General features: G+C 71.4%; 18 protein-coding genes. 5 read left to right on the top strand and 13 right to left on the bottom strand.

The features are described from left to right. Positions 1–12: 12 nt before the first annotated feature. Together AC3IX6_RS05725 and AC3IX6_RS05720 are read right to left on the bottom strand one after the other, a co-directional pair. Positions 13–2,928, bottom strand: coding sequence for a SpoIIE family protein phosphatase (locus AC3IX6_RS05725; protein ID WP_489369150.1), 2,916 nt, complete (start codon positions 2,926–2,928; stop codon positions 13–15). Then, the gene (locus tag AC3IX6_RS05720) at positions 2,925–3,929 is read right to left on the bottom strand and encodes a GlxA family transcriptional regulator (RefSeq protein WP_489369149.1); all 1,005 of its coding nucleotides are present in this window, start codon (positions 3,927–3,929) and stop codon (positions 2,925–2,927) included. The genes AC3IX6_RS05725 and AC3IX6_RS05720 overlap by 4 nt, the downstream gene beginning before the upstream one ends. Positions 3,930–4,231: 302 nt before the next feature. Here AC3IX6_RS05720 and AC3IX6_RS05715 point away from each other — a divergent pair, with 302 nt between their 5' ends. Next, entirely contained in the window at positions 4,232–4,837 is a 606-nt protein-coding gene (locus AC3IX6_RS05715) for a cysteine hydrolase family protein (RefSeq protein WP_489371348.1), read from the top strand. A gap of 227 nt (positions 4,838–5,064) precedes the next feature. Here the strand turns inward: AC3IX6_RS05715 and AC3IX6_RS05710 are convergent, their stop codons facing one another. Then, entirely contained in the window at positions 5,065–6,213 is a 1,149-nt protein-coding gene (locus AC3IX6_RS05710; protein ID WP_489369148.1) for a glycerate kinase, read from the bottom strand. Between the two features lie 144 nt (positions 6,214–6,357). On the opposite strand from AC3IX6_RS05710, the gene AC3IX6_RS05705 reads away from it, so the two are divergent. From AC3IX6_RS05705 to AC3IX6_RS05690, 4 genes are read left to right on the top strand one after another with little or no spacing between them, the layout of a single operon-like run. Further along, positions 6,358–8,097, top strand: a complete 1,740-nt coding sequence (locus AC3IX6_RS05705; protein ID WP_489369147.1) for a BCCT family transporter — start codon at positions 6,358–6,360, stop codon at positions 8,095–8,097. A 35-nt stretch (positions 8,098–8,132) separates the two neighbouring features. Beyond that, a complete protein-coding gene (locus tag AC3IX6_RS05700) occupies positions 8,133–8,633 on the top strand; it encodes an NUDIX domain-containing protein (RefSeq protein ID WP_489369146.1) in 501 nt (166 codons plus the stop codon). A 52-nt stretch (positions 8,634–8,685) separates the two neighbouring features. Then, on the top strand, positions 8,686–9,114 hold the full coding sequence (locus tag AC3IX6_RS05695; protein ID WP_489369145.1) for a hypothetical protein: 429 nt from the start codon (positions 8,686–8,688) through the stop codon (positions 9,112–9,114). A gap of 2 nt (positions 9,115–9,116) precedes the next feature. Beyond that, positions 9,117–9,761: a CatB-related O-acetyltransferase gene (locus AC3IX6_RS05690; RefSeq protein WP_489369144.1), complete on the top strand. Its 645-nt coding sequence runs from the start codon at positions 9,117–9,119 to the stop codon at positions 9,759–9,761. A gap of 37 nt (positions 9,762–9,798) precedes the next feature. Here the strand turns inward: AC3IX6_RS05690 and AC3IX6_RS05685 are convergent, their stop codons facing one another. The 10 genes from AC3IX6_RS05685 to ccrA all read right to left on the bottom strand — a co-directional run bounded on the left by AC3IX6_RS05685 (position 9,799) and on the right by ccrA (position 20,525). After that, complete coding sequence (locus AC3IX6_RS05685; RefSeq protein WP_489369143.1) at positions 9,799–10,341, bottom strand: sugar O-acetyltransferase; 543 nt, start codon at positions 10,339–10,341, stop codon at positions 9,799–9,801. A 39-nt stretch (positions 10,342–10,380) separates the two neighbouring features. Beyond that, the gene (locus AC3IX6_RS05680; RefSeq protein WP_489369142.1) at positions 10,381–10,893 is read right to left on the bottom strand and encodes a methylated-DNA--[protein]-cysteine S-methyltransferase; all 513 of its coding nucleotides are present in this window, start codon (positions 10,891–10,893) and stop codon (positions 10,381–10,383) included. A 46-nt stretch (positions 10,894–10,939) separates the two neighbouring features. Next, positions 10,940–12,433, bottom strand: a complete 1,494-nt coding sequence (locus AC3IX6_RS05675) for an AlkA N-terminal domain-containing protein (RefSeq protein ID WP_489369141.1) — start codon at positions 12,431–12,433, stop codon at positions 10,940–10,942. A 220-nt stretch (positions 12,434–12,653) separates the two neighbouring features. Beyond that, on the bottom strand, positions 12,654–13,436 hold the full coding sequence (gene pssA / locus AC3IX6_RS05670; protein ID WP_266912559.1) for a CDP-diacylglycerol--serine O-phosphatidyltransferase: 783 nt from the start codon (positions 13,434–13,436) through the stop codon (positions 12,654–12,656). Between the two features lie 82 nt (positions 13,437–13,518). Beyond that, a complete protein-coding gene (locus tag AC3IX6_RS05665) occupies positions 13,519–14,175 on the bottom strand; it encodes a phosphatidylserine decarboxylase (RefSeq protein WP_254381045.1) in 657 nt (218 codons plus the stop codon). Positions 14,176–14,360: 185 nt separating this feature from the next. Then, positions 14,361–15,566, bottom strand: a complete 1,206-nt coding sequence (locus AC3IX6_RS05660) for an acyl-CoA dehydrogenase family protein (RefSeq protein WP_254381044.1) — start codon at positions 15,564–15,566, stop codon at positions 14,361–14,363. Between the two features lie 4 nt (positions 15,567–15,570). Beyond that, a complete protein-coding gene (locus tag AC3IX6_RS05655) occupies positions 15,571–16,083 on the bottom strand; it encodes a MaoC family dehydratase (protein WP_053681718.1) in 513 nt (170 codons plus the stop codon). A 5-nt stretch (positions 16,084–16,088) separates the two neighbouring features. Beyond that, positions 16,089–17,063 carry an HpcH/HpaI aldolase/citrate lyase family protein gene (locus tag AC3IX6_RS05650; RefSeq protein ID WP_489369140.1) on the bottom strand — a complete coding sequence of 325 codons (975 nt, stop codon included), beginning with the start codon at positions 17,061–17,063 and terminating at the stop codon, positions 16,089–16,091. Next, on the bottom strand, positions 17,060–19,123 hold the full coding sequence (locus AC3IX6_RS05645; RefSeq protein WP_489371347.1) for a protein meaA: 2,064 nt from the start codon (positions 19,121–19,123) through the stop codon (positions 17,060–17,062). The genes AC3IX6_RS05650 and AC3IX6_RS05645 overlap by 4 nt, the downstream gene beginning before the upstream one ends. 64 nt (positions 19,124–19,187) lie before the next feature. After that, positions 19,188–20,525, bottom strand: coding sequence for a crotonyl-CoA carboxylase/reductase (gene ccrA / locus AC3IX6_RS05640; RefSeq protein ID WP_389433219.1), 1,338 nt, complete (start codon positions 20,523–20,525; stop codon positions 19,188–19,190). Positions 20,526–20,640: the final 115 nt, after the last annotated feature.

The following is a 20,640-nucleotide window of genomic DNA, read 5'->3' as shown; positions in this document are numbered from 1 at the left end:
GCGGCCTCCCGGCTACCAGGCCAGGTCCTCCAGGGCGTCCAGGTCCACGACGTCCGGGGGCGCCGGCTCGGCCGCGCCCGTCAGGGGGAGTTCCGCCCAGATCACCTTGCCGCGGTCCGTGTAGCGGGTGCCCCAGCGCTCCGCGTACTGGGCGACGAGGAACAGGCCGCGCCCGCCCTCGTCGGTCGTGGCCGCGTAGCGCAGGTGCGGTGAGGTGCTGCTGCCGTCGGAGATCTCGCAGATCAGGGTGCGGTCGCGGAGCAGCCGGACCCGGATCGGCGGGGTCCCGTAGCGGATGGCGTTGGTGATCAGCTCGCTGAGGATGAGCTCGGCCGTGAAGGTGACGTCCTCCAGGCCCCACGCGGTGAGCTGCGCGGAGCCCGCACGGCGGATCCGGGACACGTCCGAGGGGTCCGGGAGCACCTCCCACTCCGCGATCCGCTCGGCCGGGAGCCGCCGGGTGTCGGCGATGAGCAGGGCGATGTCATCGCTCGGCGCCGGGAACAGCAGCGCGGCCAGTACGTCGGCACAGGCCTGGTCGGGGCTGCGGTCCGGCCGTGACAGGGCTTCGGTCAGCAGGTCGAGGCCGGTGTCGAAGTCCCGGTCGCGGTCCTCCAGCAGCCCGTCGGTGAACAGCACGAGCCGGCTCGCCTCGGGCAGCCGCAGCTCCACGGCCTCGAAGGGCATCCCGCCGACGCCCAGCGGCAGCCCGATCGGCAGCTCGGGGTACTCGACCCGCCCGTCGGTCGCGACCAGTGCCGGGCCGGGGTGTCCGGCGCTGGCCATGGCGCAGTGGCCGGACACCGGGTCGTACACCGCGTAGAGGCAGGTGGCGCCGGTGACGCCCGAGGACTCGCCCTCCCCGGAGTCCTCGTCGGCCGAGGACTCGTCCTGGTCGATCCGGTTGATCAGCTCGTCGAGGTGGCCCAGCAGCTCGTCGGGCGGCATGTCGAGCGTGGAGAAGTTGTGCACCGCGGTCCGCAGCCGGCCCATGGTGGCGGCGGCGTGCACCCCGTGCCCCACCACGTCGCCGACGACCAGCGCGACCCGGGCCCCGGCGAGCGGGATCACGTCGAACCAGTCCCCGCCCACCCCCGCCTTCGCGGGCAGGTAGCGGAACGCGACGTCCACGGCGCTCAGATCGGGCAGCACCCGCGGCAGCAGGCTGCGCTGGAGGGTCACCGCCACCGCGTGCTCGCGCGTGAAGCGGCGGGCGTTGTCGATGGAGACCGCGGCCCGCGCCGCCAGCTCCTCGGCGAAGGAGAGGTCCTCCTCGTCGAAGGGCTCGGGGGTGTCGGCCCGCCAGAAGTTGGCCATGCCGAGGACCACCCCGCGGGCCTGGAGCGGTACGGAGATCAGCGAGTGCAGCCCGTAGTCCAGGGCCACCCGGGTGCCGTCGTGGTCCTGGGCCCGCCAGCCGAAGGCGGCGTGCAGATCGGCGGCGAGCACCGCCCGCCCGGCGTCCAGGGCGGTCGCCATCGGCGCGGTCGGCACCACGAAGCGGATGACGTCGCCCACCGGCTGGAGCGGGGAATCGACGCGGATCCCGCTGATGGCGGCCCGGCGCATCTCGGTGTGCGTGCCGCCGCCGGGCTCCTCGCCGCGCAGCACCGGCTCCAGCAGCTCGACGGTGACGAAGTCCGCGAACCGCGGGACCGCGACCTCCGAGAGCTCCTCGGCGGTGCGGACCACGTCCAGGGTGGTTCCGATGCGCACGCCGGCGTCGTAGAGCAGCTGGAGGCGGTCGCGGGCCACCGCGGCCCGGCCGGAGAGCGCGGCGAGCTCGGTGGAGTCGCGCAGGGTGGTCACGGTGCCGGACGGGCGGCCGCCGTGGGGCTTGGTCGGGCGTACGTTCACGGCGAGGAGCCGGTCGCCCGAGCGGTGGACCTCGTCGGTGGCGGCCCGCCCGGAGGCCAGCAGCGCGGCCGTGGGCGGATCGAGGCCGAGGTCGCCCACGTGCCGCAGCTCGGCGTCGGAGGGCAGGTCGAGGAGGCGGCGGGCCTCGTCGTTGGCGAGCAGCAGGCGGCCTTCGGCGTCGATGATCAGGACGCCCTCGCGGACGGCGTGCAGAACCGCTTCGTGGTGTTCGTTCATCCGGGTCATCTCGGCCTCGCCGAGGCCCCGGGTCTGGCGCCGCAGCCGGCGGCTGACGAGGGCGGCGCCGCCGGTGCCGAGGAGCAGGGCGCCGGTGGCCGCGCCGAGGAGCAGGGGCAGCTGGCCCTCGACCACGTCGCCGACGTTCTCGACCTCGATGCCGGTGGCGACCAGGCCGACCACCGCGCCCGCGGAGTCCCGTACGGGGACCACGGCGCGGACCACGTCGCTCGGCTTCCCCTGGAACGTCTCGGTGAAGGCCTGTCCGGCCGCGGCGCGGGAGAGGTCACCGGTGGCGCGCCGGCCGATCAGCTCGGGGCGGGAGTCGGTGTACCGGACCCCGTCGGTGGTCATGACGGCGATGAAATCGACGCCCGACGCCCGGCGGGCGTCCTCGGCCAGCGGCTGGAGCACGGCGGTGGGGTCGGCGGACTCCAGGGCCGCCGGGAGCCCGGGGGCGTGCGCGAAGGCCTCGGCGGCGGCGAGGGAGCGGTTGCGGGCGTCGCGCTGGCTGTCGTACCGCGCCTGGAAGAACAGGGCCGAGGCGGCGGCCGTGATGAGCACGAGCACGAGGACGGCCTGGAGGGCGAAGACCTGGCCGGCGACGCTGCGGGCACCGAGCGAGAGGTGGGAGAACAGCCGGGAGAGGGGGCGGGTGAGGCGGTGTGCGAGGCGGCGCACGCGACTGCTGCCGGGCCCGTGTCCGGGGCCTTGTCCGGGGCCGGTTCCCGGTTCGTGTCCGGGCCCGGTTCCGGGTGGGGACCCGTCCTCGGGCGAGGGCCCGTCCTCGGGCGCTCCTCCGGAGCCCCTGGGTGGGCCAAAACGTCCGGTCATGAGCCATTTCTAACACTGTCGGCGGTGTTTGGGGGAGGCCCCGGGGGTCCTGGTGCGGTAGCGGCCGCACGGTACGCGCGGGGGCTCGTGCCGACGTACGAGGTGAAGTGCTGGCGGAAGGTGACCTCGCTGGCGAATCCGGCCCGCCGGGCCACCTCGGTGACCGGATGATCGGTGCGCTCCAGCAGTTTGCGGGCTTCGTCCAGACGGTGACCCAGGAGCCATTTGTGCGGGGTGGTGCCGGTCGCCGCGGCGAAGTGCCGCGCGAAGGACCGCGGGGACATCCCGGCCCACCGGGCCAGCGTGGCCACGTCCAGTGCCTCGTGCAGCCGCCCGAGCGCCCGCTCCCGTACGAGGGCCAGCGCCTCGGCGGTCCGGTCGGCGACCGGGGTCGGCCGGTCCAGGTACTGGGCGTGCTCGCCGGTGCGGAAGGGGCCGGTCACCATGGCGCGGGCGATGGCGGCGGCGGCCTCGGAGCCGTGGGCCTCGCGGACCAGGTGCAGGCAGAGGTCGATTCCGGAGGCGACCCCGGCGGAGGTCCACAGCCCGTCGTCCCCCACGTAGAGCGGGGCCTCCTCGACGCGCACGGCGGGGTACCGCCCGGCCAGCGCCGGGGCCAGCGACCAGTGGGTCACGGCCCGGCGGCCGGCCAGCAGCCCGGCCTCGGCGAGGATGAAGGCGCCGGCGCACAGGGCGGCCACCGGGATGCCCCGGGCGTGGGTGTCGCGCAGGACGGCGAGGACCGGCTCGGGCGTCGGGTCACCGGGCCGGTCCAGCGCGGGGACCACGACGAGGTCGGCGTCGGCGAGCCAGTCGAGTCCGCGGTCCGGGGTCAGGGTCAGCCCTCCGGGGAGCGGGATCGGGCCGGTGTCGAGGGCGCACCGCCGCAGTTCGAAGGGCGGCACCCCGCGGTGGCCGCGGTCGTGCCCCCAGACCTCGGTGATGACGGCCAGGTCGAAAGCGCGGATGCCGGGCTGAACGACGATCGCAACGCGGTGCATGGCCGTGAGTCTGCCACGGAGGCCCCGCCGAAGGGGAGGGCCGAGCCCCCGGCGGAAGCCACCGCGAGGCCCCCGACCTGCGGCGGAGCCGGACTTCGGGCCACTCCGGGCCCGGATCTGCCACATTGGCAGGATCCCATCGGTTCGGGGGCCGGGTGGTACTGGTCCGAAGGGGAGCGTCCGCCCAGGATGAAGCCATGAAGAACGAGAGCACGACCACGGCGACCACGACCACCACGGCCACGACGACCACCACGGCGACGACCGCCACGGCCACTGCGAGCCCCGCGATCGCGACCGGCATCGAGATCGCCGCGAACAGCGCCCTGCTGGTCATCGACGTCCAACAGGGCTTCGACGACCCCGACTTCTGGGGACCGCGCAGCAACCCGGCCGCCGAGGACAACATCGCCGCGCTGATGGACGCCTGGCAGGAGACCGGCCGGCCCCTCGTTCTCGTGCAGCACGCTTCCCGCATGGCCGGCTCCGTCCTCGCGCCGGACCAGCCCGGTTACGCCTTCAAGGACTTCGTCGCCGAGCGGGCCGACCGGGCCGCGCTGCACGTCACCAAGTCCGTGAACTCCTCCTTCTACGGCACCCCGGACCTCGCCGACTGGCTCACCGCCCAGGGCGTCGGACAGCTCGTCATCGCCGGGATCCAGACGAACATGTGCGTCGAGACCACGGCCCGGATGGCCGGGAACCTGGGCTACGACGTCCTCGTGCCGCTCGACGCCACGCACACCTTCGACCTGGCCGCCGAACCCGGCCCGGACGCACCCCGGCTGACGGCCGACCAGCTGGTCACCGCCACCGCGGTCAACCTCCAGGGCGGCGGCTTCGCCCGCATCGTCACCACCACCCAGCTCCTCACGGCGGCCAAGGCTTCCGGCCCGTCCGGCGCGTGAATCTTTCCAGCCCCCCGGCGTTCGGTCTTTCCAGCCGTCCGGCGTTTGAGGACCGGGGTCTGGGGCGGAGCCCCAGGAGGGGTCCGGGCGGAGCCCGGGGAACGGTGGAAGGGCGGGTAGGGGAACCCCCCAGGTACCGGCCGAGCCGGAGCGGCGGCGCCCCGCACACGCCGACGGCCCGGACCCCCGTCAGGGGATCCGGGCCGCCGGGTAGGGCGGACGCCTCGTCAGAGGACGTCGGCCGCGATGTTCTCCGCCACCCGCTCCAGCAGCGGCCCCGCGTTCGGGATGCTCACCGCCGGGTCCGGCTCCAGGTCCGTGAGCGGGTAGGCCTTCCGGATGCCGGCGGCCTCCAGCGCCTCCTGCGTGAGCAGCAGGCGGCCGCAGACCGCGACGACCGGCTTGCCCGCCGCGCGAGCAGCCGCCGCGACACCGGCCGGGGCCTTGCCGTGGAGGGTCTGCTCGTCCAGCGAACCCTCGCCGGTGATGACCAGCGTGGCCCGCTCCAGCGCCGGCGCGAAGCCGAGCACCTCGAGCATCAGCTCGATGCCGGGACGGAACGAGGCGCCGAGCAGCAGTGCCCCGTAGCCGATGCCGCCCGCTCCGCCCGCGCCGGGCGAAACCGCCGCCTCGGCGGCCAGGGAGCCGATCGACTTCTCCAGCACCACCGCGAAGTGCGCCAGGGCCGCGTCCAGCGTCGCCACGTCCTCGGGCGACGCCCCCTTCTGCGGGCCGTAGACCGCCGGAGCGCCCTTCGGACCCGTCAGCGGGTTGTCCACGTCGCTCGCCAGGACGAAGTCGATCTCCTTGATGCGGGGGTCGACGCCCGACAGGTCCGCCGAGGCCAGAGCCGCCAGCGCGCCGCCGCCCGGACCGACCGGTTCACCGTTCGCATCCAGGAACACCGCGCCCAGCGCGGCCAGCATGCCCGCACCGCCGTCGGTGGTGGCGCTGCCGCCCACACCGAAGACGATCGAGCGCGCTCCCGCGTCGAGTGCGGCCTTCAGCAGCTCGCCGGAGCCGTAGGTGGTCGCCGTCAGCGGGGCGAAGACACCCGCCGGCAGCAGCTGGAGCCCGGAGGCCTCCGCCATCTCGACCACCGCGGTGCCCTCGCGCAGGGCGAAAGCGGCCGTGACCTGGTCACCGAGCGGTCCGGTGACCCGTACCTCCCGGCGTTCGAAACCGGCCGCCACGGCGGCCGCGACCGTACCGTCGCCGCCGTCCGCGACGGGGAGGGTCTCGATCTCCACGCCCGGTACGGCCTTGCGAAGGCCGGCCGTCACCCGCTCCGCGACCTGAACGGCCGTGAGCGAGCCCTTGAATTTGTCCGCGGCGATGAGCACGCGCGCGGTCTCAGTTACTGCTCCGTCCGTCACCTTGCTAATCCCTTGCTATCGAACAGTGCAGTCGCGCCGTCCATGAGCCTATCCGGAGGATCCTCCTATGCCCATGGGTGGCCTGGGCCACACCCGGCGCGGCATACCCCTAAATAGGGATATACGCCTGCATAGTGTGGCCGCATGAGCACGGATTCACTGGAACAGCCACGTCCGGATTCCCCAGGTGGGGGGTCGGCAGGCCCCGCCGACGGCACTGAGGGAACTCCCGACCTCACCGTCGTCACCATCGGAGTCATCGCCGTCCTGGCCGTCGTCGCCTGGGCGGCGCTGGGCAAGGGCTCCTTCGACTCCGCGTCGAGCACCGCGCTGGCCTGGGTGCTGAACAACTTCGCGTGGCTCTTCGTGATCGCCGCCGATGTGTTCCTCGTCATGTGCGTCGTGCTCGCGATCAGCCGCTTCGGCCGGATCCGCCTCGGCAAGGACGACTCGGAGCCCGAGTTCACGAACCTCGCGTGGATCGCGATGATGTTCAGTGCGGGCATGGGGATCGGGCTCATGTTCTACGGGGTGGGCGAGCCGCTCACCCACTACCTGAACCCGCCCCCGGCCTCCGGCGCGGCCCCCGGCAGCGGCGACGCCGCCCGCGCCGCGCTCGACTACTCCTTCTTCCACTGGACCCTCACCCCCTGGGCGATCTACGGCATCGCCGGCCTCGCCCTCGCCTACGCGACCTTCCGCAAGGGCCGCGGCAACCGCCTCAGCTCCGCCTTCGTCCCCCTCATGGGCGAGGAGCGGGCCAACGGCTGGCCCGGCAAGGCCATCGACCTGCTCGCCGTCTTCGCGACCGTCTTCGGCACCGCCACCAGCCTCGGCCTCGGCGCCCTCCAGGTCGCCAAGGGGCTCAACATCACGACGGGGATCGAGGACTCGACCACGGTCGAGCTGATCATCATCGGCTCCCTGTCCGCCGCCTTCGTGCTCTCCGCCTTCTCCGGGCTGCACAAGGGCGTCAAATGGCTCAGCACGATCAACATCGTGCTCGCCGCGGCCCTGATGACCTTCGTCTTCGTCCTCGGCCCGACCGTCTACATCCTCGACGTGATCCCGGCGAGCATCGGCAGCTACCTGCACGAACTGCTCCCGATGGCCACCCGCACCGGCGCCTTCACCGACAGCGAGTGGCTCGGCGCGTGGACGATCTTCTACTGGGCGTGGTGGCTCTCCTGGGCGCCCTTCGTCGGCACCTTCATCGCCCGCATCTCGCGCGGCCGCACCATCCGCGAGTTCCTCGTGGGCGTGCTCCTGGTGCCCAGCGGCGCCACCGTCGTCTGGTTCTGCGTCATGGGCGGCACCGCGATCCGCCTCGACTCCACCGGCGTCGCCGACATGGCAGCCAAGGCCAAGGAGGGCACCGAGGCCACGCTCTTCGCGATGCTCGACGCGCTCCCGCTCGGCACGGTCACCTCGTGGATCGCGATGCTCCTGGTGATGACGTACTTCGTCACCAGCGCCGACTCCGCCTCCCTCGTCATGGGCTCGCTCACCAGCCGCGGCTCCCTGCACCCGCCGACCTGGCTCGTGGTCACCTGGGGCGTGCTGATGGCCTCCGTGGCCGCCGTGCTCCTCGTCGCGGGCGGCCTGAAGTCCCTCCAGACGGCCACCATCCTGGTCGCGCTGCCGTTCGTGGTCGTGATGCTGCTCCTGTGCTGGGCCCTGGTGAAGGAGCTGCGCGAGGACCCCGGCGCTGGCCCCGTCCGCCACCACGCCCTCCACGGACTCCGGGACGCGGTCAAGGCCATGGTCGGCGACGCCATCACCGAACAGGGCCCGGCCCGCCACCCCCGCCTGCGCCGGGTGGCGGAATCGAGGAACCGCGACCGCGAGGACGGCCCGCCGGGCGGCGGCGCCGCGGAGGAGTGATCCCCGGCCCCGGGGCGGCTGGGTAGGGTTGCGGCGTGACGACCACCGATGACTACGCCACCTACATCGCGAGCCTGCCCCGGGTGCTGGCCGGAGCGGCCGCCCTCTTCCGGGACGCCGAGGGCCGGGTGCTCCTCGTCGAGCCCAACTACCGGGAGGGCTGGGCGCTGCCGGGCGGCACTATCGAGTCCGACACGGGGGAGTCCCCGCGCACGGCCGCCCGCCGGGAGAGCGCCGAGGAGATCGGCATCGACCTGCCGCTCGGCCGGCTGCTCGCCGTCGACTGGTCGACCGGCGAGGGCCGGCCCCCGCTCGTCGCGTACCTCTACGACGGCGGTGTGCTCGACGCCGCGCAGCTCGCCTCCATCAAGCTCCAGGAAGAGGAGCTGATCTCGTGGCGGCTGGTGGACCCGGCCGAGCTGACGGAGCATCTGCTCGGATCCCTGGGCCTGCGCACCGTGGAGGCGTGCCGGGTGCTGCGGACCGGCGAGGGCACCGTGGAGCTGGAGAACGGCCGCAGGCCGCAGGCCTCGTAGCCCGTTCCGCTCGTTATTCCGTGCCTACACCGAGCAGGACAGAATTCAGCAAATGATCACGATGTACGCCTGGCCCAGCACCGCCGACGGGCCCGACGCCCTGCCCATGGTCCACTTCACCACCGACCAGCAGGAGAGCGGCGAGGTCACCCCCGACGGGGTGCCCGTCTGGATGTTCGACACCGCGATCCGTGACGGCGGCTGGGCCCAGTTCACCGACTTCGAAGCCTGGTCCGTGCCGGCCGAGGGCTGGCAGGCCTTCTACCGCCGCGAGGACGACGTCCTCGCCGTCACCGGCCCCGGCGCCTGCGAGGGCTGGTACCAGGGCGGCCTCGGAGCCGACGCCGAATGGGTCGGCGCGGCCGCCGTCCAGCAGAGCGTGGTCCTGCTCGCGGCCCCCGTCCAGCACCCGTCCCTGTACGCCTACGCGGTCGAGGCCGGCGCCGCCTTCGCGCTGCTGGTCCCCTTGGTGGTCATCTAGCCGTGACCTCCCTGCCCGCGGACCCGACGGTGCTCCACCCGTTTCCGGACCAGCCGCGCGTGGTCCTGCTGAAGCCGCTGGTGACCTCGCCGCTGATCGAGGTGGGGGAGTACTCCTACTACGACGACCCGGACGACCCCACCGCCTTCGAGACCCGCAACGTGCTCTACCACTACGGGCCGGAGAAGCTGGTCATCGGGAAGTTCTGCGCGCTGGGCACCGGGGTCCGGTTCCTCATGAACGGCGCCAACCACCGCATGGACGGCCCCTCCACCTTCCCCTTCCCGATCATGGGCGGGTCCTGGGCCGACCACTTCGACCTGCTCGCCGGCCTGCCCGGCCGGGGCGACACCGTCGTCGGCAACGACGTCTGGTTCGGCTACGGCGCGATGGTCATGCCCGGGGTGCGCATCGGGCACGGCGCGATCATCGCCGCCGGCGCCGTGGTCGTGGACGACGTCCCCGACTACGGGATCGTCGGCGGCAACCCGGCCGCCCTCATCCGCACCCGCCACACCGACGGGGAGATCGCCCGCCTGCTCGCCCTGGCCTGGTGGGACTGGCCCGTGGAGCACCTCACCCGGCACGTCCGTGCCGTCATGTCCGGCACCGTCGCCGGCCTCGAAGCGGTCGCACCGCCGGCCTGAGCCGGACCGCGGCCCGGGCGCGGCCCCGGAGCGGCCGTCACCACTGGCGGTGCACGGTGCCCTTGGCGCCGGTTACCAGGCTCGCCGGCGGAACGTCGTCGGCCACGACGGTGCCGGCGGCGATCACGGCGTCACGGCCGATGCTGACGCCGGGCAGAATCGTGGCACCGGCACCGATCCACACGTTCTCCGCCACGTCGATGGGCGCGCCCGTGAGGTACAGCCGCCGCTCCCCGGGGTCGACCGGGTGGCCGCTGGTGATGAAGGTGACCTTCGGCCCGACCATCACGCGCTCGCCGAGCCGGATGCCGGCGTAGTCCAGGAACGTGCAGTTCTGGTTGATGAACACACGCTCGGCGAGTTCGAGGCGCAGGCCGTGGTCCGTGTAGAAGGGCGGGTAGATCGTGACCCGCGGCGGCAGCGGCTTGCCGAGGATCTGCTCGAACAGCTCCGCCTTGCCCGCTTCGTCCTCGAAGGGCAGGACGTTCAGGCGGGAGGTGAGCCCGGTGACGCGCAGGACCCGCTCGGCCATGTCCTGGAACTCGGTGCTCTGGATGCGCATGAGACGGTTGCTGGGCATGCCGTGTCCCCCTCAGGAGTACCGGTTGGAAATGATCGTCTAGAGCTGCTCGGCTCCGGACTCGAAGGCCAGCAGGCGCACCTTGCGGTCGATGCCGCCGCCGTAGCCGGTCATGGAGCCGGACGCCCCGATCACGCGGTGGCACGGCACGATGATGCCGACCGGGTTCTTCCCGTTGGCCAGGCCCACCGCGCGCGAGGCGTTCGGCTTGCCGAGCTTGGCGGCCAGCTCCCCGTAGGACCAGGTCTGCCCGTAGGGGATCCGTACGAGCTGCTCCCACACGCTGCGCTGGAACTCGGTGCCCTCCAGCCGGACCGGCAGGTCGAACGAGGTGCGTTCCCCGGCGAAGTACGCGGTCAGCTGCCGCACCACCTCCGGGAAGGGGGCCTCACCGGCCGCGACGCGCTCCCCGAAGGCCTCCTCGGCCGGGCGGTGGCGCTGCCCGGTCATGTAGAGGCCGCAGAGGACCCCGTCGGCGGCGACGAGGGTGAGCGGCCCGTAGGGGCTGTCCACGACGGTGTGCTGCTTGGTGCTGCTCGTGCTGCTGCTCATGACGGTTCGTACTCCTCGGAAGTCGGTGGGGTCGGCGGCCGGACGGTCAGGCCGGCAGGACGTTGATCGCGTGGTCCTCGGTGGCCCACAGGTACTGCACGGCGTACGCGCGCCAGGGCCGCCAGTGCGCCGCGCGGGCCGTCAGCGCCGCGGGCGTGGAGGGCAGCCCGAGCCCCTTCGCGGCCCGCCGGATCCCCAGGTCGGCCGGAATGAAGGCGTCCGGGTCGCCCAGGGCCCGCATCGCGATGATCTCGGTGGTCCACGGCCCGAAGCCGGGCAGCGCGCCCAGCCGGGCACGGGCCGCCTCCCAGTCGCTGTCGATGCCGAGCGGGAGCGAGCCGTCGGCGAGGGCCGAGACGAGCGTGGTGAAGGTGGTCCGCCGGCTGCGCGGCAGGGCCAGCGACTCCGGGTCCAGCCCGGCCAGCGCCTGCGAGGTGGGGAACAGGTGGGTCAGCCCGCCCTCGGGGTCGGGATCGGACACCGGCTCGCCGAGGGCGCGTACCAGGCGGGCCGCGTGCGTACGGGCCGCGGCGGTGGACACCTGCTGGCCGAGCACGGCCCGTACGGCGAACTCCTCCGCGTCGACGGTACGCGGCACCCGGCGGCCGGGAGCCTTGGCCACGAGCGGGGCCAGCAGCGGGTCGGCGCGCAGCTGCTCGTCCACGGCCTCGGGGTCCGCGTCGAGGTCCAGGAGCCGGCGGCAGCGGCTGATGGCGATGGTGAGGTCGCGCAGGTCGGTCAGGGCGAGCCGGCAGCCGATGTGGTCGGGTCGCGGGGTGAGGGCGACGACGCCGGTGCCGTACGGGAGCCGGAGCGTGCGGCGGTAGGCGCCCGCCCGCCACTCCTCGATCCCGGGGACGGCGGTCGCGGCGAGGTGGCCGAAGAGGTTGTCGGGGGTGAGCGGGGCCCGGAAGGGGAGCCGCAGGCTGATGGTCCCGGGCACCCGGCCGGGTCCGGCACCCGGGACGGCGCCCCGGCCGGCCGCCTTGGACCGCAGCTCGCTCGGGGCCAGGGCGAAGACCTCGCGGACGGTGTCGTTGAAGGTCCGGATCGAGGAGAACCCGGCGGCGAAGGCGATGTCGCCCATCGGGAGCCCGGAGGTCTCGATCAGCAGCCGGGCGGTCTGCGCGCGCTGGGCCCTGGCCAGGGCGAGCGGCCCGGCGCCGAGCTCGGCGCCCAGCTGGCGCTCCACCTGGCGGGCGGAGTACCCCAGCCGGGTGGCCAGCCCCGGGACGCCCTCACGGTCGACCACGCCGTCCTGGATGAGGCGCATGGCCCGGGCGACGGTGTCGGCGCGGGCGTTCCACTCGGGGGAGCCGGGCGAGGTGTCGGGCCGGCACCGCTTGCAGGCCCGGTACCCGCTCTGCTGGCAGGCGGCGGCGCTGGGCAGGAAGGTCATGTTCTCGACCTTGGGCGGTACGGCGGGGCAGCTGGGGCGGCAGTAGATGCCGGTGGTCCGCACGGCGGTGAAGAACCAGCCGTCGAACCGCGCGTCCTTCGACTGGACGGCCCGAACGCAACGCTCCGTATCGGTGTACATGGCTCCCATCCTCCCGGCCGTCCGCCCCCCGGGCTGGCGGTTTTCCGACACCAAGGCTATGCGCGATCCGCGCCTTGCCTCCGGTCCGGCACCGGATCGCCGCTGCACGCGGTCATCCCCGCAGCCGCGTCACCGCGCCCCCTAACCGCCCCGGGCATGCGGAAGGGCCCCCGGCTGCCTGGTGGCGGTCGGGGGCCCTCTCGTACGCGTACAGCCGTGGCTACGGGGCCTGGGTGGCCCTCGCCTCGCGGCGGTTGTGGCGGAACGTGTTCGCGCGACGGGTCGTCGCGAACAGCGGGATGGTCGCCGCCAGAGCGATCTGCAGCGCGCAGCCGGTCTGGAGCAGCAGCCCGCCGCCCGGCGCGTCGAACGCCCACGCGGCCAGCAGGCCCATCGCCGCGACGATCCAGCTCAGCATCGCCACCGCGAGGACACCCCGCGGCTTGGGGTACTCGACCCGGCTCACCATCAGCCAGGCCACGCCGACGATCGCCAGCAGGGTCGGGATGAACGGCAGCTCCAGCAGCACGATCGAGACGACCGTGAGCGCGCCGAAGGGGCTCGGCATGCCCTGGAACATGCCGTCCTTCATCGCCACGCAGCTGAATCTCGCGAGGCGCAGGACGACGGCCAGCAGGACGACGATCGCCGCCAGCGCCGACATCTTCTGCACCGCGTCGTCGGCGACCATGCCGTAGACGAGCACGAAGTACGCCGGAGCCAGCCCGAAGCTGATCAGGTCGGACAGGTTGTCCAGCTCCGCGCCCATCGGCGAGCTGCGCAGCTTGCGGGCCACGATGCCGTCGAAGAGGTCGAAGACCGCGGCGAGCAGCATCAGTATCACGGCCGTGGCCGCGCTGCTGCGGGCCATGCCCGACTCACCGCTGCCGGTGAGGTGCGGGATGAGGATCCCGGTGGTGGTGAAGTACACCGCCATGAATCCGCAGGTCGCGTTGCCGAGGGTCAGGGTGTCCGCTATCGACAGCCGCAGTGACAGCGGCATGTCGTCCTCGGTGGACTCCTCCTCGGAGGCCTCGGGAACCCAGCCGGTCGCCGGCGTCGACAGGTTCGCCGGAGTTTCAGGTTCAGTCACGGTCAATTCGGGTCACCCCCGCGGTGGTGGCCTGTCCGACCTCGACCGCGACCTCGACGCCCTCGGGGAGGTAGATGTCGACGCGGGAGCCGAAGCGGATCAGACCGATGCGTTCGCCCTGCTCCACCTTGGTGCCGGCCGGCAGGTACGGGACGATGCGACGGGCGACGGCGCCGGCGATCTGCACCATCTCGATGTCGCCGAGTTCGGTGTCGAAGTGCCAGACGACGCGCTCGTTGTTCTCGCTCTCCTTGTTGAACGCCGGAACGAATCCACCGGGGATGTGCTCCACGGACGTCACCGTGCCCGCGAGGGGCGCCCGGTTGACGTGGACGTTCAGGGGGCTCATGAAGATCGCGACGCGGGTCCGTCCGTCCTTCCACGGCATGATGCTCTGCACCACACCGTCGGCGGGGGAGATGACCCGGCCCTGCGTGATCTCACGCTCGGGGTCGCGGAAGAACCACAGCATGCCCGCCGCGAGCGCGGTGGTGGGCACGGCCACTGCCGCCCAGCGCCCGGACTTGCGGGCCCGGACGAGGCTGACGGCGGCGGTGGCGACGGTCGGCAGAAGCCACGGCGATGCTCCGCGCGCGAGGCGTCCACCGAGGAGGCCGACGCGAGGTGCAGAGGTTTGGCTGTGGGGCATGGATGACCTTCGTAGCGGGTGATGCCGCGCCGCAAACGGGGGGACGGGACGGCGGCTTTACTGGAATGCTATCGGTTGCGCGCAACAACTGGGCAAGCCAGAAGCCGAGTCGATGGCCGTGAGCCAGTGACTGCTAGTGACCCTTTTACGGAAAACCACTGGATGATTTACCGCAAAAGGGACTTTCAGCCCTGGAGCCGGTACTCCTCGAGCAGGCGTCGCCCGATGATCATTTTCTGGATCTCGGCGGTACCTTCACCGATGAGCAGCATGGGTGCCTCTCGGTAGAGGCGCTCGATCTCGTACTCCTTCGAGAAGCCGTAGCCACCGTGGATACGGAACGCGTCCTCCACCACCTCCTTGCAGTACTCGGAGGCGAGGTACTTCGCCATCCCTGCTTCGAGGTCGTTTCGTTCCCCGGAGTCCTTTTTGCGTGCTGCATTGACCATCATCGCATGGGCGGCTTCGACCTTGGTAGCCATCTCGGCCAGCTTGAACTGGATCGCCTGGTGCTCGGCGATGGCCTTGCCGAAAGTGTGACGTTGCTGGGCATACGAGACACCCAGCTCGAACGCACGCTGCGCGACGCCGCAACCACGGGCCGCCACGTTGACGCGGCCGACCTCGACCCCGTCCATCATTTGGTAAAACCCTCGGCCGGTCTGGCCGCCGAGGACCCGATTGGCCGGAATGCGCAGTCCGTCCATGATGAGCTCGGTCGTGTCGACGCCCTTGTAGCCCATCTTGTCGATCTTGCCGGGGATGGTCAGGCCGGGACGCACCTCACCGAAGCCGGCCTCCTTCTCCACGAGGAAGGTCGTCATCGACTTGTGGGGCGCGGTGCCCTCCGGGTGTCCTTCGTCACTGCGCACCAGAACGGCCACCAGCGTGGACGTGCCGCCGTTCGTCAGCCACATCTTCTGGCCGTTCAGGACGTACTCGTCGCCGTCCTTCACCGCCTTGGAGGTGATGGCCGACACATCGGAGCCGAGCCCCGGCTCGGACATCGAGAACGCGCCGCGCACCTCGCCCAGCGCCATCCGCGGAAGGAAGTACTCCTTCTGCTCCTGGGTGCCGTGCTGCTTGAGCATGTACGCCACGATGAAGTGCGTGTTGATGATGCCCGAGACGGACATCCAGCCGCGCGCGATCTCCTCGACGCACAGCGCGTAGGTGAGGAGCGACTCACCCAGGCCGCCGTACTCCTCCGGGATCATCAGGCCGAAGAGGCCGAGTTCCTTGAGGCCGTCGACGATCTGCTGCGGGTACTCGTCCCGGTGCTCCAGCTCGGTCGCGACCGGGATGATCTCCTTGTCGACGAACTCCCGGACGGTCTTGAGGATGTCCCTCTGGTCGTCCGTCAGGCCGGCGGTCTGGGCAAGTCGGCTCATGGTTCTACTTCCCCTGTTCCTTCAGCGTGGGGCGGCCGGGCTGCTCGCCGCCGCGCTCCTTGATGTACGTCTCGGTCGGGACCATCACCTTGCGCCGGAAGACGCAGACGAGGGTGCCGTCCTGCTTGTAGCCCTTGGTCTCCACGTAGACGATGCCGCGGTCGTTCTTCGACTTCGACGGGGTCTTGTCGAGGACCGTGGTCTCGCCGTAGATCGTGTCGCCGTGGAAGGTCGGCGCCACGTGCCGCAGCGATTCGATCTCCAGGTTGGCGATCGCCTTGCCGGAGACGTCCGGCACCGACATGCCCAGCAGCAGCGAGTAGATGTAGTTGCCCACGACGACGTTCTTGCCGAAGTCGGTCGTGTTCTCCGCGTAGTTGCTGTCCATGTGGAGCGGGTGGTGGTTCATGGTCAGCAGGCAGAAGAGGTGGTCGTCGTACTCGGTGACCGTCTTTCCGGGCCAGTGCTTGTAGACCGCGCCGATCTCGAACTCTTCGTAGGTGCGTCCGAACTGCATGGTGCCTAGCCCTCCGGGATCTCGAACTTGGTGGTGCGCTGCATGCCGGCGGCGCGGCCCTTGCCCGAGATGACCAGCGCCATCTTGCGGCTGGCCTCGTCGATCATCTCGTCGCCGAGCATCGCCGAGCCCTTCTTGCCGCCCGCCTCGGAGGTGCACCAGTCGTACGCGTCGAGGATCAGCTCGGCGTGGTCGTAGTCCTCCTGGGAGGGGGAGAAGACCTCGTTGGCCGCGTCGACCTGGCCGGGGTGCAGCACCCACTTGCCGTCGAAGCCCAGGGCCGCCGCGCGCCCGGCGACCTCGCGGTAGCCGTCGACGTTCTTGATCTGGAGGAAGGGGCCGTCGATCGCCTGGAGGTCGTGCATGCGGGCCGCCATCAGGATCCGCATCAGGATGTAGTGGTAGGCGTCCGCGCCGTAGCCGGGCGGCTGCATGCCCACGACCAGGGACTTCATGTTGATCGAGGCCATGAAGTCGGCCGGCCCGAAGATGATCGTCTCCAGCCGCGGCGAGGCGGCGGCGATCGCGTCGACGTTCACCAGGCCCTTGGCGTTCTCGATCTGTGCCTCGATGCCGATCTTGCCGACCTCGAAGCCCATCGTCTTCTCGATCTGCGTCAGCAGGAGGTCGAGCGCCACGACCTGCTGGGCGTCCTGGACCTTCGGCAGCATGATGCAGTCGAGGTTCTGGCCGGCGCCCTCGACGACCGTGATCACATCGCGGTACGTCCAGTGCGTGGTCCAGTCGTTGACGCGCACCACGCGGGTCTTGCCGGTCCAGTCGCCCTGGTTCAGCGCGTCCACGATCGTGTGGCGGGCGCCTTCCTTGGCGAGCGGGGCGCAGGCGTCCTCCAGGTCCAGGAAGACCTGGTCGGCGGGCAGGCCCTGGGCCTTCTCCAGGAACCGGGGGTTGGAACCCGGCACCGCGAGGCAGGAGCGGCGCGGCCGCAGCCGGTTGACCGGGGAAGAGGGCGTGGTCATGCGGGGACCTCCGTGCTTGCAAGGGTGTCAGTGTCGATGATCTCGTCGGCGTCGCCGAGCGGGTGGAGCTTGTTGGCCCTGCGGATCTCATCGACGATTTTGCCGATGATCTCCGTGATGCCGAAGTCCTTCGGGGTGAAGACCGCCGCCACCCCGGCCTCCTTGAGCGCCACGGCGTCGGCATTCGGAATGATGCCGCCGAGCACGACGGGGATGTCACCCGCCCCCGCCGCGCGCAGGCGTTCCAGTACGTCCGGGACGAGCGCGCTGTGCGAGCCCGACAGGATGGACAGTCCCACGCAGTGCACGTCCTCGGCCAGGGCCGCCGAGGAAATCTCCTCGGGAGTCAGCCGGATGCCCTGGTAGACCACCTCGAAGCCGGCGTCGCGGGCCCGTACGGCGATCTGCTCGGCGCCGTTGGAGTGCCCGTCCAGGCCGGGCTTGCCGACCAGCAGGCGCAGCCGGCCGGAGCCCAGCTCGTCGGCCGTACGGGAGACCTTCGCGCGGACGAGGGCCATGGGGGTTCCCTCCTCGGCGGTCACGGCCACCGGGGCCGAGGAGACCCCGGTCGGCGCCCGGAACTCCCCGAACACCTCGCGCAGCGCGCTCGACCACTCGCCGGTGGTGACACCGGCGCGGGCGCACTCCAGGGTGGCCTCCATCAGGTTCTCGTCCCCGGCGGCGGCCTCCTTCAGCCGGTCCAGGGCCTGCATCACCGTGGGGAAGACGAACGGGTCGCCGCCGCCCTGCCGGTCCGAGGACTCCTGGCGCTCGGCCTTCCAGCGGCCGATGCGCTCGACGGTCTGGGCCTCCAGGGCCCCGTCCACCGTCATGATGGCGCCGTCCAGGTCGGCGGTGAGGGGGTTCTCCTCGGTCTGCTGGAAGCAGTTGACGCCGACGATCTTGTCCTGGCCGTCCTCGATCCGGGCCCGCCGCGCGGCGTGCGAGGAGACCAGCTCGCCCTTGAGGTAGCCGGACTCGACGGCCGCCATCGCGCCGCCCATCTCCTGGATCCGGTCGATCTCGGCCAGGCACTCGGTCACCAGGGACTCGACCTTGGCCTCGATCACGTGCGAGCCGGCGAAGATGTCCTCGTACTCCAGCAGGTCGCTCTCGTGGGCCAGGACCTGCTGGATGCGCAGCGACCACTGCTGGTCCCAGGGCCGGGGCAGGCCCAGCGCCTCGTTCCAGGCCGGCAGCTGCACGGCGCGGGCGCGGGCGTCCTTGGAGAGGGTGACCGCGAGCATCTCCAGCACGATGCGCTGGACGTTGTTCTCCGGCTGCGCCTCGGTCAGGCCCAGGGAGTTGACCTGGACCCCGTAGCGGAAGCGGCGCTGCTTGTCGTTCTCGATGCCGTAGCGCTCGCGGGTGACCTTGTCCCAGATGCGGCCGAAGGCGCGCATCTTGCACATCTCCTCGATGAAGCGGACGCCCGCGTTCACGAAGAAGGAGATCCGGGCGACGACCTCGCCGAACCGCTCCGGCGGGACCTGGCCCGAGTCGCGCACGGAGTCCAGGACCGCGATGGCCGTGGACATCGCGTACGAGATCTCCTGGACCGGGGTGGCCCCGGCCTCCTGCAGGTGGTAGCTGCAGATGTTGATCGGGTTCCACTTGGGGATGTGGTTGACCGTGTACGCGATCATGTCCGTCGTCAGGCGGAGCGAGGGCCCGGGCGGGAAGACGTGCGTCCCGCGCGAGAGGTACTCCTTGACGATGTCGTTCTGGGTGGTGCCCTGGAGCTGGGCGATGTCCGCGCCCTGCTCCTCGGCGGCCACCTGGTAGAGCGCCAGCAGCCACATGGCGGTGGCGTTGATCGTCATCGAGGTGTTCATCTGTTCCAGGGGGATGTCCTGGAACAGCCGCCGCATGTCGCCCAGGTGGGAGACCGGGACCCCGACCCGGCCGACCTCGCCGCGGGCGAGGATGTGGTCGGGGTCGTATCCGGTCTGCGTCGGCAGGTCGAACGCGACCGACAGGCCGGTCTGGCCCTTGGCGAGGTTGCGGCGGTACAGCTCGTTGGACGCCTCGGCCGTGGAGTGGCCGGCGTACGTCCGCATGAGCCACGGACGGTCCTTCTGGCGCTCTGTCATCTCAGGCTGTCCCTTTGGCCTTTGAGGGGTCTCAGATGTTGCGGAAGCGGTTGATGGAGTCGAGGTGCGTGGCGCGCATCTCGTGGTCCCGCACGCCCAGGCCCTCTTCGGGGGCCAGGCAGAGCACGCCGACCTTGCCCTGGTGGAGGTTGCGGTGGACGTCGTAGGCGGCCTGGCCGGTCTCCTCCAGGGAGTAGACCCGCGACAGGGTGGGGTGGATCTTGCCCTTCGAGATCAGGCGGTTGGCCTCCCAGGCCTCGCGGTAGTTCGCGAAGTGCGAGCCGATGATCTTCTTCAGGGACATCCACAGGTAGCGGTTGTCGTACTCGTGCATGTAGCCCGAGGTCGAGGCGCAGGTGGTGATGGTGCCGCCCTTGCGGGTGACGTAGACGCTCGCGCCGAAGGTCTCGCGGCCCGGGTGCTCGAAGACGATGTCGATGTCCTCGCCGCCGGTGAGCTCGCGGATGCGCTTGCCGAAGCGCTTCCACTCCTTCGGGTCCTGGGTGTGCTCGTCCTTCCAGAACTTGTAGCCCTCGGCGTTGCGGTCGATGACCGCGGTGGCGCCCATCGCCCGGCAGATGTCGGCCTTCTCCGGGGAGGAGACCACGCAGATCGGGTTGGCGCCGCCGGCCAGCGCGAACTGGGTGGCGTACGAGCCGAGCCCGCCGCTGGCGCCCCAGATCAGGACGTTGTCGCCCTGCTTCATGCCGGCGCCGTTGCGGGAGACCAGCTGGCGGTACGCGGTGGAGTTGACCAGGCCGGGGGAGGCGGCCTCCTCCCAGCTGAGGTGGTCGGGCTTGGGCATCAGCTGGTTCGACTTGACCAGCGCGATCTCCGCCAGGCCGCCGAAGTTGGTCTCGAAGCCCCAGATGCGCTGCTCGGGGTCGAGCATCGTGTCGTTGTGGCCGTCGGAGGACTCCAGCTCGACCGAGAGGCAGTGCGCGACGACCTCGTCGCCCGGCTTCCAGGCGTTCACGCCGGGACCGGTGCGCAGGACGACGCCCGCGAGGTCGGAGCCGATGATGTGGTACGGCAGGTCGTGGCGCTTGGTGAGCTCCGAGAGGCGCCCGTAGCGCTCCAGGAAGCTGAAGGTGGAGACCGGCTCGAAGATCGAGGTCCACACGGAGTTGTAGTTGACCGAGGAGGCCATGACGGCGACCAGGGCCTCGCCCGGGCCCAGCTCGGGGAGCGGGACCTCGTCGAGGTGCAGGGACTTGCGGGGGTCCTTCTCGCGGGTGGTGAGCCCGGCGAACATCTCCGCCTCGTCCTTGTGCACGGTGATCGCGCGGTACGAGTCGGGGAGCGGCAGTGCAGCGAAGTCGGCGGCCGTCGCGGCCTGCGACTGGATCGCGTCCAGGATGTCCTTCACGGTGTTGCCTCCGGCCGTGCGCTGATGAGGGTGCGCTGAGGGAAACGGGGTGCGTTGAGCGGCATAGCGATGTGTGTGGGCGCCGTCGATTCGGCTGGGGTGGAGCTGCGCGTTG

It is taken from the genome of Streptomyces sp. GL_141 (assembly GCF_057834385.1).
Note: the sequence above shows the minus strand (reverse complement) of the source record. Positions and strands in the feature narration are given on the sequence as shown.

Coding starts and splice junctions, on each gene's coding strand:
- AC3IX6_RS05725 (WP_489369150.1), bottom strand. CDS start 2,928: ATGACCGGACGTTTTGGCCCACCCAGGGGCTCCGGAGGAGCGCCCGAG.
- AC3IX6_RS05720 (WP_489369149.1), bottom strand. CDS start 3,929: ATGCACCGCGTTGCGATCGTCGTTCAGCCCGGCATCCGCGCTTTCGAC.
- AC3IX6_RS05705 (WP_489369147.1), top strand. CDS start 6,358: ATGAGCACGGATTCACTGGAACAGCCACGTCCGGATTCCCCAGGTGGG.
- AC3IX6_RS05695 (WP_489369145.1), top strand. CDS start 8,686: ATGATCACGATGTACGCCTGGCCCAGCACCGCCGACGGGCCCGACGCC.
- AC3IX6_RS05685 (WP_489369143.1), bottom strand. CDS start 10,341: ATGCCCAGCAACCGTCTCATGCGCATCCAGAGCACCGAGTTCCAGGAC.
- AC3IX6_RS05680 (WP_489369142.1), bottom strand. CDS start 10,893: ATGAGCAGCAGCACGAGCAGCACCAAGCAGCACACCGTCGTGGACAGC.
- AC3IX6_RS05675 (WP_489369141.1), bottom strand. CDS start 12,433: ATGTACACCGATACGGAGCGTTGCGTTCGGGCCGTCCAGTCGAAGGAC.
- pssA (WP_266912559.1), bottom strand. CDS start 13,436: ATGCCGCTGTCACTGCGGCTGTCGATAGCGGACACCCTGACCCTCGGC.
- AC3IX6_RS05665 (WP_254381045.1), bottom strand. CDS start 14,175: ATGCCCCACAGCCAAACCTCTGCACCTCGCGTCGGCCTCCTCGGTGGA.
- AC3IX6_RS05660 (WP_254381044.1), bottom strand. CDS start 15,566: ATGAGCCGACTTGCCCAGACCGCCGGCCTGACGGACGACCAGAGGGAC.
- AC3IX6_RS05655 (WP_053681718.1), bottom strand. CDS start 16,083: ATGCAGTTCGGACGCACCTACGAAGAGTTCGAGATCGGCGCGGTCTAC.
- AC3IX6_RS05650 (WP_489369140.1), bottom strand. CDS start 17,063: ATGACCACGCCCTCTTCCCCGGTCAACCGGCTGCGGCCGCGCCGCTCC.
- AC3IX6_RS05645 (WP_489371347.1), bottom strand. CDS start 19,123: ATGCGGACGTACGCCGGCCACTCCACGGCCGAGGCGTCCAACGAGCTG.